The organism is Streptomyces antimicrobicus (assembly GCF_020532625.1).
In the GTDB taxonomy this organism is placed as follows: Bacteria; Actinomycetota; Actinomycetes; order Streptomycetales; family Streptomycetaceae; genus Streptomyces; species Streptomyces antimicrobicus.
Window position 1 is genome coordinate 62,278 of the sequence record NZ_JAJAUY010000016.1, and the last position, 11,759, is coordinate 74,036.

Sequence of the window (11,759 nt, forward strand, 5' to 3'; positions counted from 1 at the left end):
CTCACCCCCCGCACACCACCTGGTCCCCCGTCACCACGCCCGCCGTCGAGCCCTGGTACGGGTCCTCCGCGCGGACCGGGGTCACCTTCTTGTACTCCGAGCCCGCCGTGACCAGCAGGGTGCGGCCCTGGCCGGGGACCGCGCGGAGTTCGGAGCCGGGCAGGGCCGTGGCCAGGGTGCGGGCCGAGCGGTCCCAGCGGGGGTCGTAGGCGATCACGGTGCGGCGGACCTCGCGGCTGGCCGCGTTGCCGGGGGTGCGGGTGGTGTTGAAGCCGGTGGCCCGCAGGGCCGCGTCCACCCGGCCGCCGAGGCCGTCGATCCGGGTGCCGTTCTCCACCTGCACCCGGATCTGCTGCGGGGGCACGTCCACCGGGACCGCCGCGGGCTGCTGGCGCGCCCCCGGCCGGGCCGGGGCCAGCGGGCGGTCCTCGCGCAGGGCCGCGAAGAGTTCGGCGGCCTTGCGCTCGTCCCACTTCACGGTCGAGCCGATGCCCTTGACCTGGTACGAGGCGTTGCCGATCGGCACCGAGGCGAACTCCGACGACGACGGGCCGAAGTCCCGCATCGCCTGCCCGAGCGCCAGCATCTGCTGCGAGCCGAAGCCGCGGTCGGCCCGGACCGAGCCCAGCAGCGTCGAGCTGACCTCCTTGAACTTCACCGGGTTCAGCAGCACGCCGCCGCTCGTGGCCTCCTTGACCAGCGCGGCCATGAAGCGCTGCTGGCGCTGCATCCGCCCGAGGTCGGCGGCCCCGTCGACATGGCGGGCCCGGACGTACTGCAGGGCCTGGCCGCCGGTGAGCCGGTGGGTGCCGGGCATCAGCTCCAGTCCGGTGTTGGCGTCGCGCAGCGGCTTGGCGGTGCAGATCTCCACCCCGCCGATCGCGTCGACGGTCTTCATGAAGCTGGTGAAGTCCACCTCCAGGTAGTGGTCGATCTTCACCCGGGTCATGTTCTCGACGGTCCGCACGGTCAGGTTGGGGCCGCCCTCGGCGTAGGCGGCGTTCAGCTTCACCGGATGCGGCTGGTGCTCCTTGCCGCTGACCTCGTCGCGGTGCGCGGGCACCTCGGCGTAGGAGTCGCGCGGCAGGCTGACGACGCTGGCGCGGCGCCGGTCGGCCGAGAGGTGCACCAGCATCATGGTGTCGGTGCAGTGGCAGGGGGCGCCACCCAGCCGGTACGCCCGCTTCTGCTCGGGGGTGATCCGGTCCCGGCCGTCGGTGCCCACGAGCAGCACGTTCGTGCCGTGGCCGGCCTTGGGGCGGTTCTTCATGTCCTTGAACGGGTCCACCCGCTCGATCCCGGTGTCCAGCCCCGTCATCACCGCGTGCCCGATCGCCCCCGAGCCCAGCACCACCACCGACACCGCCCCGGCCAGCCGCACGCCCCAGCGCGGCCGCCGCTCCCCGCGCCGCGCCGGGCCGCCCCCGCGGCCCCGCCGGGCGGGCCGCGGGACCTCGGGCGGACGGGGGTAACGGTGCGGCTCGGGCACGGGGAACACCTCCGCGGCGGCGAGGGAGATTCGTCAGAACAGTAGGCCCATACGATCAGCGACCGTCCGTACTGCTCGTCCGGCGCGCACCCGTTTCCCCCGTACGCGGTAACGTGACATCGATACCCGACCGTGAAGGACCCCATGCCCACCCAGCAGCCCGCAGTCTCGGTGATCATGCCGGTGCTCAACGAGGAGCGCCATCTGCGCGACTCCGTCCGGCACATCCTCGGGCAGGACTACGACGGCGAGATGGAGGTGGTGATCGCGCTCGGCCCGTCCACGGACCGGACCGACGAGATCGCCGCCGAGCTCGTGCGCGAAGACCCCCGTGTGCACACCGTGCCGAACCCCACCGGCCGCACCCCGGCCGCCCTCAACGCCGCCATCAAGGCGTCGCGTCACCCGATCGTGGTACGCGTCGACGGACACGGCATGCTCTCCCCGAACTACATCGCCACCGCCGTCCGGCTCCTGGAGGAGACCGGCGCGCAGAACGTCGGCGGCATCATGCACGCCGAGGGCGAGAACGCCTGGGAGGACGCCGTCGCCGCGGCGATGACCTCGAAGATCGGCGTCGGCAACGCCGCGTTCCACACCGGTGGCCAGGCCGGCCCCGCCGAGACCGTCTACCTCGGCGTCTTCCGCAGGGAGGCGCTGGAGCAGCAGGGCGGGTACAACGAGGAGTTCATCCGCGCCCAGGACTGGGAGCTGAACTTCCGCATCCGCGAGGCCGGCGGCCTGATCTGGTTCTCGCCCGAGCTGAAGGTCCAGTACCGCCCGCGGCCGTCCGTGAAGGCGCTGGCCAAGCAGTACAAGGACTACGGCCGCTGGCGGCACGTCGTGGCCCGCTACCACGCGGGCTCGATCAACCTGCGCTACCTCGCCCCGCCGACCGCCGTGTGCGCGATCGCCGCGGGCACGGTGCTGGGCGCGGCCGTGACCCCGTGGGCCTTCGTGGTCCCGGCCGGGTACCTGGCCGCGATCACCGTGGGCTCGATCCCGGCGGGCAAGGGCCTGTCCCTCAAGGCCCGGGCGCAGATCCCCGTCGCCCTCGCCACCATGCACATGTCCTGGGGTTTCGGCTTCCTGACGAGCCCCCGGTCGCTGGCCAGGAAGGTCATCGCCAGCCGCCGCCCGGCGGTGACGACCGGGGCCGGCGGCGCCGCGGACGACGCCGGCCGCGCGGCGGGGGCCCGGCGGTAGGACGCACGGACGCACGCCGACCTCGACGGCGGCGGCGCGGCGAAGGGCCCGGCGGACTGCTCCGCCGGGCCCTTCGCGTACGCCCGTACCGTGCGGGTGGCGCCGACGCCTGGCTACCAGGTGAAGCCGGGCTGGATCTTCATGCAGGCCTTCTCGTCGTCGCCGTTGAGCGGGCGCGCCGAGTCCGGGGCCTTGGTCGGGGCCGGCGGCGGCGCGGCCGGGGTGTTGCCCGAGCGCCAGTCCTTGCCGACGAACAGGGTGACGCCCGAGACGTCCGTGGAGCGCTGCACGGCGGTCTCCGGCAGCCCCAGCGCGGCGGCCACGGCGTGCGCGTCACCGGCCTGGTCCAGGCTCGCGTACCGGACCAGCGAGGTGTCCTCGCCCGCCGCCTGGCTGTCGGCCTGGGCCCGGGTGAACCCCTTGGAGGCCAGCAGGGTGACGATGTCGTTGGCGCGGTTCTTGACCTTGGTCTGGGAGCCGTCCTTGCCGCCGGTGGCGTTGCGCACCATGACCGGGATCTTGGCCGGGGGCGCCGCCGGGTCGGTGGCCGGCTTCGAGGGCGAGGGCGAGGGCGAGGGCGCCTGCGTCTGCGACGGCGCCTGCGACGAGGACGGCGACGCAGCGCCCGGCGCCGACGGCGAGCCCGACGGCTGCTGCGCGCCCTGCCCGTCCAGCGGGATGTCCTCGCGGACCATCCGGAACAGCTCCTCCGCCTCGCCCGGCTTGGGCTCCACGCGGTTCTCGTCCCGCGGGCTCCAGATCCACGGCATGGTGGTCATCGTGATCCGGCCGGTCGGGACCTTCTTGAGCTCCATGCTCAGGTCGTACAGCTTGTCGATCTTGTTGAGGCCGGTGTCGACGACCATCGCCTCGATGGCCGCCTGCGCCAGGCTGTTGAGCTTGACCGGGTTGCTGAGCTTGGCGTTCTTGCGGAACTCGCGCGCCAGGGCGTTCATGTACATGTGCTGGGCGTGGGTCCGCGCGATGTCGGTGCCGTCCTCGAACCCGTACCGGGTGCGCAGCCACTGCAGCGCGGTCTCGCCCTGGATGTTCGTGGTGCCCATCGGCAGCTTCAGGCCCGAGCCCTTGCCGTCCCGGGTGCGGGAGTGGACGTTCTGCTCCACGCAGACCGGGACGCCGCCGATGGCGTCCGCCATCGACACCACGCCCTTGAAGTCGATCATCATGAAGTGCTGGATCGGGATGCCGGTCAGCTCCTGCCAGGTGGCGACCGTGCATCCCGGGCCGCCCCGCTGGAGCGACTCGTTGGTCTGCACGAGCCCCTTGCTGGCCTGGTGGACCTTGCCGTTCGGCTCGGTGCACTTGGGCATCTTCACCAGCGTGTCGCGCGGCATCGAGATGACCGACATGTTCGTGCGGTCCGCCGACAGGTGCAGCAGCATCTGCACGTCGGCCAGCGGCGGCCCGTCGAAGGAGTCCTTGGCCCCGCCCAGCGCCTTGTTCTCCTCGCCGTCCCGGGCGTCCGAGCCGATCAGCAGGATGTTCAGCGGCGTCTGCCCGAAGGCGTTGGGCCGCGGCGCGCTCAGCTTGTTGTCGCCCAGGTTCAGGGCGTCGGTGCGGATGTTGCCGTTGAGGTAGCTGTAGTAGAGGTACCCCGCGCCGGCCGTGCCCAGCACGAGCAGCGCCACCCCTGACGCCACCCAGCGCAGCACCTTGCGCTTGCCCCGGCGGCCCTTGGCCTCGACCTCGATGCCGCCCGCGGCCCCCTCGCCCTTCCGCGGCCTGGGTATGTCCCCGGACGCGCCGGAGCCTTCCCCCGGTATGTCCTCGGCGGCCGTGGCGGGCGCGCCCTCCCCGCGCACGCTGCTGTGCCTCACGCGTTCCCCCCTCGAAGGGCCCTGACCCATGCCGGTCAGGGCCCTGATGTGAAGTGTCAGGTGTGGTTTCGGGGCCGTCGGCGACGGCCCCGGCCGGTTCCCCGGTTACTTGACGCAGACCGCCTTGTCCGCCTCGACCCGCTGGATGTCCTCGGGTGCCTGCTGCGGAGCGGTGAGCGAGATGCCCGCGCCCTTGAAGTCCGCGCCGAGCGTGAGCTTCATCGGCGTGGCCGGCGGCGCGTCCGTCGTGCCGATCCGCAGCGCGGACGACGGCAGCCCCATCATGTCCGCCAGCGCCCGGGCCTGGTCGGCCTGGTTGGGCGCGTACTCCAGCGTGGTCGCGTCGAGCTTCGCGGGCGCGTTGCCGAGGTTGCTCGCCTTGGTGACGCCCTTGGAGTTCTGCAGCCAGGTCAGCGTGGTCCCGGCCGAGCCCTTCGGGCCGCCGCCGTTGTAGACGTTCACGCGAACGTCCCCGGCCGGTGCCCGGTTGCCCTGGAGCAGCGCGTCCTGCTGGTTCTTCTCGGCCTCGGCCTTGGCCTTCTTCTGGGCCTCCACCTCGGTCAGCGAGACGTCCCCGCGGATCATCTGCAGCAGCGGGTCCGCGCGGCCCTGGTCGACGATGACGGTGGCCTTGACCCGCTCGGCCGGGTTGTCCAGGACCGGGAGCGTGGTGAACGTGATGTTCTTGGGGTTGATCCCCTTCAACTCCCCGGCCAGGTCCTTCAGTTTGCCGATGGACCCTATCCCCGTGTCCACGCTCAGCGCCTTGGTGGCCGCCTCCGCGAGGTTCAGCAGCTTGGAAGGACTGGTCAGCGTGTCCTTCGACTTCATCTCGCGGATCATCGAGCTGAGGAACTGCTGCTGGGTCTTGATCCGGTCCAGGTCGCTCTCGTTGCCGAACGCGTGCCGGGTCCGCACGAACGCCAGGGCATCCTCGCCCTGCAGCCGGTGCTCGCCGGGCCCCAGCTTCAGCTTGGAGTCCTTGTCGTCCACGGCCTTCTCCAGGCAGACCGGGACGCCGCCGACCGCCGTGCTGAGCGTCTTGACCGCGTTGAAGTCGGCCATCATGAAGTGGTCGACCTGGATCCCGGTGAGCTGCTTGACCGTGCGCATGGTGCAGCCCGGGTCCCGGCCCGCCTGCCCGAGGCTGGTGTTGAAGCGGTTGCGCTCGCCGGGGATGTCCTTGGTCGAGCCGTCCGGCTGCCGGGTCGGGCAGGTCGGGATGTCGGTGATCAGGTCGCGGGGGATGGACAGCGCGGTGGCGTTCGTCCGGTCCTTGGAGACGTGGAAGAGGAACGTGGTGTCGGCGTGGCCGGGGCTGTCCTTGTCGCCGTAGCCCTCGTTGCCCGCGCCCGTGCGCTTGTCCGTGCCGATCACGAGGATGTTGATCGGCTGGTCCTTCTTGAACCCGCCGCTGCCCGCGTCGCCGACGTCGGTGGTGTTGATGTTGTCGTTGAGGTGCTCGTAGTAGAGGTAGCCGGCCACCGCGCCGCCCACCAGCAGGAACGCCACACCGCCGCCGACGATCTTCAGGGCCTTGCGGCGTCCGCCGCCCCCGCCGCCCTTGCGTTTGCGCCCCGCGCGCCGGCCCGGCGGCCCGTCACCGCGGCGCGGGCCGGGGACGGACGGAGTGGGGCGCTCGGGAGCGGTGGCCGGTGGCTCGGCGGGGGCGGTACGGGATCTGCGGGGGCGGGTCACGGAGGGCTGCTGCGCAGCGGAGCGCTCCGGTCGCAATTCGTAATGACCGGTGCGGGGGTTGAGCACCCACTGGTCTGCGGGGTCGATCTCTTCTGCTCGCCCACGGCTGTGCGCGTCCACGGTGCTGATGTCCTCCGTCGGTGCCTCGCCAAGCGCCTCCCCCTCGGCGCCCGCTCAACGATCCGGCTGCTGGTGCACGGCTTTCGGCCTGCCGGGCACCGGACCGCTCACCTTATCGGCCCTGTTCGTCCGCAAACCATGCTGGTGACAAATTCCACTCCCCTTATAACGGGGCAATACCGCCATCACACTCGGTTCGGGCACCGGCTTTTGGGATTGCTTTACCGGCACGCCGCGGTTCCGGCGGTGGTCCCCGTGAAGGTAGGAACGGGAGTGACCGGCGGTGTGGTTCCGTTTCCGGGCCTGTTGCCTTGGTCACGTGGCCCCTCGGACCGGCCCGACGCCGACCGCGCGACCTGGGGGGACGGGTCCGGACGGGCGGGGACGACCGTGATCGGCTGGTCCAGCCGCAGTTGCCGGAACAGCCGCTCCGCTTCCGGTTCGAGGAGCTCGTCCCGGTTGGGATCGCCCGCGTACGGCTTGCGGGGCACCGTCAGGAACCGGATCTGGTCGGTCGGTATGTCCCGTGCGCCGCGCACGAGTTCGTACAGACCGCGCAGCGAGGCCAACCCGGGGTCCGTGGAGATCGCCGACGTCGCCGCGTCCAGCAGCGGGTACAGCCGCGCCGGATTGAGCAGCACCCCGTTGCTCTGGACCTTCTTCACCAGCGAGGCCAGGAACTGCTGCTGGCGTTCCATGCGTTCGGTGTCGCTGCCGTTGCCCAGGCTGTAGCGGGCGCGCACGAAGCCCAGGGCCTGCTCGCCCTGGAGCGTCTGCCGCCCGGCGGGCAGCCGGAGCTTGGCCTCCGCGTCGTTCACGGGGGTCTTCAGGCACACCTCGACCCCGCCGACGGCGTCGACCATCTTCTTGAAGCCGCGGAAGTCCACCACCATGTGGTGATCGACCCGGATCCCGGTCAGCAGTTCCACCGTACGGATCGTGCACGCGGCCCCGCCCCACTGGAACGCCCAGTTGAACTGCGCGAACCGCTCCTCGGTACGGGTGCCGTCGGTCCCCAGGCAGGACGGGATCCGCGTCATCAGGTCCCGGGGCAGGGACACCGCCGTCGCGCTGCGCCGGTCCGCCGGCAGGTGCAGCAGGATCGTGGTGTCCGAACGCTGCGTGCCCTGGTCCTGGCCGTAGCGGGCGTTCTCCTTGCCCGAGCGCGAGTCCGAGCCGATCACCAGGATGTTCTGCGCCCCGCCGATCAGGTGCAGCGGGCGCTCGCGCTCGTAGCGCTCCAGCTCGGCCGTCGCGGAGCTGTCCTCGCGGATGTTCCCGTCGAGCTTGGCGTACAGCCACCAGCCCGCCGCCGCCCCGGCCAGCACCAGCAGCGCCATGCCCAGCCCCACCCAGCGCAGCAGCCTGCGCCGGCGGCTGCGCGGAGGCCTGGGTCCGCCTCCGGCCGCTGGGGTCCCGCCGGGTATGCCCGCGCTGTCGGTCACGATCGCGTCCGTCCCTCACCGCTCGTCGCCGATCCGGCCCACTGGCTCCTTCGTCACCGTCCTTCGTCACGCGCGCCGGGTCGACCTCAGGATGGTCGACCCCCTGGGCCGATCCTGACCCCGGACCGCCGCGGCGGCCCGGGGTGAGGGGTTTCGGCTGAGCCATGTGGGTGACGTACCGGGCATCGGCGCCGGTGGGGGCGGTGGGGCGGGACGGATGACGGGGACGGGAACGGGGACAGGCCTGGCGCGGGCGGAGGAGGGGCCTGGGGGGCGAGGGCAGGCCTGGGGCGGGCCGAGGGCAGGCCGGGCGGGCCGAGGGCGGCGGCCAGGGCCTAGCGGCCGAGGGTGCGGGTGACGCGCTCGCTCTCCACCCGCTGGGCCAGACCCTGCTCGGACAGCCGGTCCAGGTGCCGGCACAGCACCACCGAACCGCCCGTCACCAGCGGGGCGAACAGCCCGGCCGACAGGCCGTCCCAGGTGTCGTAGCCCTCTCCCGTCAGCACCCGCTCGCCCGGGCCGAGGCCGAGCGCGGCCGCGTCCTCGCGCGCCCGCTCGACCAGCTGCGCGTACGACAGCTCCAGGCCGCCGACCACGAGGGCGGGCCCCTCCGGGTCCACCGGTACGAACGGGGCGAACCGGTCGCCCTGCGAGGGCACCTCCACCGCGTAGTCGGCGAAGCCGGCCGGCGGCTGCGGGAAGCGGCCGCCCAGCGGCCGCAGCGCCAGCGCCACCCGCTCGCCGGAACAGGCCCGCGCCTCCTCCAGCGTGTCGGGCCCGCTCACCACGAGGTCGGCGTCGCCGGGGTCGCCGCCGATCTCCACGACGACTCCCACGGAGGCGGCGGCCAGCAGCCACACCGCGCTCTGCCAGTGCGCCGGCAGCAGCAGCGCCAGCCGGTCGCCGGGTCCGGCGGCCAGGTCGCCCTGGAGGAGGTTGGCGGTCTTGGCCACCCAATTGGCGAAGGTGGCGACGGACAATTCCACGCGCTCGCCCGTCGCGTCGTCGTAGAAGGTGACGAAGGGACGGCCCGGATCGGCGGCGAGCGCGGATCGCAGCAGGTCGGCAGGGGTGCGGTCAGTGGCGTTCACCCGGCCCAGGGTACGCCGGGCCCGCCCGCGCCCGTCCCCCGTACGGTCGTCCCGCGCGTCCCCCGGACGGCGCAGGCGCGGCGGGTACGCCGTCCGACGCCCCGTCAGTTCCGGTTGGCGGGGCCCGGGCGCTGCACCCAGCATCGTCTGCATGCGTGGATTCCTTGCTTCCTCGATCGGCGTCGTCGCGGCGGCCGCACTGGCGGTCCCGCTCGTGTTCGCCGCACCCGCCCTGGCCGAGTCCGCCCCCGAGACCCCCACAGGCTCCACCCGGTCGCTGCCCCTGGTCCCGCTGGGACCCGAGGTGGTGCGGGGGAGCGGTGTACCGGGACTGCACCCGTCCCGTACGCAGCCCGAGACCCGCGGGCTGACGGCGCGTGAGGTCGAGAAATTCTCGCTGGTCGGCGTCGTGTGGGACGACGCGGGTGCCGAACTGGTCGGCCGGGTCCAGGTCCGTACCCGCGACGCGCGGACGGCCCTGTGGTCCGACTGGCAGGACGTGGAGATCCACAACAGCGACCACGGCGCCGACCCGGACGCCGCCGAACGCGGCTCCGGCCGGGTGCGCGGGGCCACGGCGCCGCTGTGGGTCGGCGAGTCGGACGGCGTCGAGGTACGGGTCACGGCGGACACGGACACGGACGCGGCCGGGCACACGGGCACGGGCACGGGCCCGGACACGGGCCCGGACTCGGATCCGCAGACCGGCACCGGCCGCGCCCCGGCCCGGCTCCCGTCGGGCCTGCGCATCGAGCTGATCGACCCGGGCATGCCGACGACAGCGGCGGGCGACGCCAAGAACGGGACGTTCCCCGACGGCGACGACAAGGGCGAGAACGCGGCCCCGGGCATGTCCATGGCGACCGCCGAGTCGTCCTCGGCGAACGTGCCGATGGCGCCGATGGGCGCCGACGAGATCAAGGCGCTGAACAAGGCCGACTCGACGGCCGACGCGGTCTACGCCGGGGACGCGGTGCCCAACGCGGCGGCGGCGCCGTACATCGGGCCGCGGCCGCGGATCGTCACCCGCAAGGGGTGGGGCGCGAACGAGTCCCTGCGCGAGCCGGGCTTCGTCTACACGAGGACGGTGAAGGCGGCGTTCGTCCACCACAGCGCCTCCGGCAACAACTACGCCTGCAAGGACGCCCCGGCGGTGCTGCGCAGCCTGTACCGCTACCACGTGGTCAGCAGCGGCTGGCGGGACTTCGGCTACAACTTCGCCGTCGACAAGTGCGGGACGGTCTACGAGGGCCGGGCGGGCGGCGTCGCCAAGGCCGTGCTGGGCGCCCACACCATGGGCTTCAACACCGACAGCATGGGCGTGGTCGTCCTCGGCACGTACAGCAGGACGGCGCCGCCGGCGCCCGCCCTGGACGCGGTGGCCCGGCTGACGGCGTGGAAGCTCGGCCTGTTCAACCGCGACCCGCGGGCGCGGACGACGCTCGTCTCGGGCGGCGGCAACCGCTACCCCAAGGGCCGGGCGGTCGCCATGAACGTGATCTCCGGCCACCGCGACGGCTTCGCCACGGAGTGCCCGGGCAAGCTGCTGTACGGCAAGCTCCCGCCCACGCGGACGGCCTCGGCCAAGCTCCAGGGGCGCCCGTAGGGCCCGGCCGCGGGCGGGGGCGGGTCCGCCGGCGGGCTAGTCTCATGGCATGGCCGGACGTTTCACTCCCCCCTCGCGGACCGCGGTGCGCGGCGGGTGGACGGGTGTGGCCCGGGCCACCGGGCAGCCCGCCGTGGCCGGTGCGGCGCCGGGCCCAGGCCGGCCCGCCGGGGCCGGCGGCAGGAGCCGGACCTGGGCCCCCGACGGCCCCGTCGACCTGGGCCTCACGCTCGGCCCGCTGCGCCGGGGGCCGGGCGACCCGACGTTCCGCACCACCCCCGACGGCTCGGTCTGGCGCGCCACCCGCACCCCGCAGGGCCCGGGCACGCTCCGCGTCGCCCTCGGCGACGGCGGCGGCCGGGTCGTGGCCGAGGCGTGGGGGCCGGGCGCGGACTGGCTCCTTGAGGCCCTGCCCACCCTGCTCGGAGCCGGCGACGACCCGGCCGCGTTCGTCCCGCGCCACCGGCTGGTGCACGCCAGCCACCGACGCCGTCCGGGGCTGCGGCTGACCCGGACCGGCCTGGTCCTGGAGTCGCTGATCCCGACGATCCTCGAACAGAAGGTCACCAGCGACGAGGCGTACCGCGCCTGGCGCCGCCTCGTCCGCCAGTACGGCGAACCGGCCCCCGGCCCGGCCCTGCCCGGCCCCGGTGCCGGTCCGGGCGGATCCGGCCTGTACGTGATGCCGGACCCGCGCACCTGGCTGATGATCCCGTCGTGGGACTGGCACCGGGCCGGCGTCGACAGCAAACGCTCGGGCACGATCCTGCGGGCCGTACGGGTCGCGGCCCGGCTGGAGGAGGCGGCGGCCATGGCGCTGCCCGAGGCCGCGCGACGACTGGAACTGGTCCCCGGCATCGGCCCGTGGACCTCCGCCGAGACGCTGCAGCGCAGCAACGGCGCGGCCGACGCGGTCACCACCGGTGACCTGCACCTGCCGGGCATCATCGGCTACGCCCTGGCGGGCGACCGCGACGCCGACGACGACCGGATGCTGGCCCTGCTGGAGCCGTACGCGGGCCAACGCCACCGCGCGGCCCGCCTGATCCTCCTCGCGGGCCCCACCCCACCCCGCCGCACCCCGAAGATGCGCAAGACGGACATCGCCCGCTGGTGAGCCGCCCGGGCCCCCGCCCCGGACCTCCTCGGGCGCTGCGCGCCGAGCCCGCTCGAACGCCTCCCCGCGGGGCCCGGCCTCGCCCGGGGGCGTCCCGGCGATCGCGGCAGGAGTCCCTCCGAGCCCCGAACCGGGCCGCCCGCGGCGGC

8 protein-coding genes are annotated in these 11,759 nt (G+C 73.5%); 3 read left to right on the top strand and 5 right to left on the bottom strand.

Features of this window, described 5'->3' with window-relative positions; all coding sequences use genetic code 11:
- Window position 1: 1 nt before the first annotated feature.
- A complete protein-coding gene (locus LG632_RS06870; RefSeq protein WP_226725924.1) occupies window positions 2–1,489 on the bottom strand; it encodes an LCP family protein in 1,488 nt (495 codons plus the stop codon).
- A 144-nt stretch (window positions 1,490–1,633) separates the two neighbouring features.
- Between LG632_RS06870 and LG632_RS06875 the strand changes: the two genes are divergently transcribed.
- A complete protein-coding gene (locus LG632_RS06875) occupies window positions 1,634–2,695 on the top strand; it encodes a glycosyltransferase family 2 protein (protein ID WP_226725925.1) in 1,062 nt (353 codons plus the stop codon).
- 113 nt (window positions 2,696–2,808) lie between these two features.
- Here the strand turns inward: LG632_RS06875 and LG632_RS06880 are convergent, their stop codons facing one another.
- From LG632_RS06880 to LG632_RS06895, 4 genes are all read right to left on the bottom strand, one after another.
- The gene (locus LG632_RS06880; RefSeq protein WP_226725926.1) at window positions 2,809–4,563 is read right to left on the bottom strand and encodes an LCP family protein; all 1,755 of its coding nucleotides are present in this window, start codon (window positions 4,561–4,563) and stop codon (window positions 2,809–2,811) included.
- Between the two features lie 75 nt (window positions 4,564–4,638).
- Complete coding sequence (locus LG632_RS06885; protein ID WP_226725927.1) at window positions 4,639–6,351, bottom strand: LCP family protein; 1,713 nt, start codon at window positions 6,349–6,351, stop codon at window positions 4,639–4,641.
- 221 nt (window positions 6,352–6,572) lie between these two features.
- The gene (locus LG632_RS06890; RefSeq protein ID WP_226725928.1) at window positions 6,573–7,796 is read right to left on the bottom strand and encodes an LCP family protein; all 1,224 of its coding nucleotides are present in this window, start codon (window positions 7,794–7,796) and stop codon (window positions 6,573–6,575) included.
- Window positions 7,797–8,131: 335 nt separating this feature from the next.
- Window positions 8,132–8,887 carry a TIGR03089 family protein gene (locus LG632_RS06895; RefSeq protein ID WP_226725929.1) on the bottom strand — a complete coding sequence of 252 codons (756 nt, stop codon included), beginning with the start codon at window positions 8,885–8,887 and terminating at the stop codon, window positions 8,132–8,134.
- Window positions 8,888–9,038: 151 nt separating this feature from the next.
- Here LG632_RS06895 and LG632_RS06900 point away from each other — a divergent pair, with 151 nt between their 5' ends.
- The gene (locus LG632_RS06900) at window positions 9,039–10,493 is read left to right on the top strand and encodes a peptidoglycan recognition protein family protein (RefSeq protein WP_226725930.1); all 1,455 of its coding nucleotides are present in this window, start codon (window positions 9,039–9,041) and stop codon (window positions 10,491–10,493) included.
- Between the two features lie 49 nt (window positions 10,494–10,542).
- Window positions 10,543–11,610 carry a DNA-3-methyladenine glycosylase family protein gene (locus LG632_RS06905; protein ID WP_226725931.1) on the top strand — a complete coding sequence of 356 codons (1,068 nt, stop codon included), beginning with the start codon at window positions 10,543–10,545 and terminating at the stop codon, window positions 11,608–11,610.
- Window positions 11,611–11,759 lie beyond the last annotated feature (149 nt).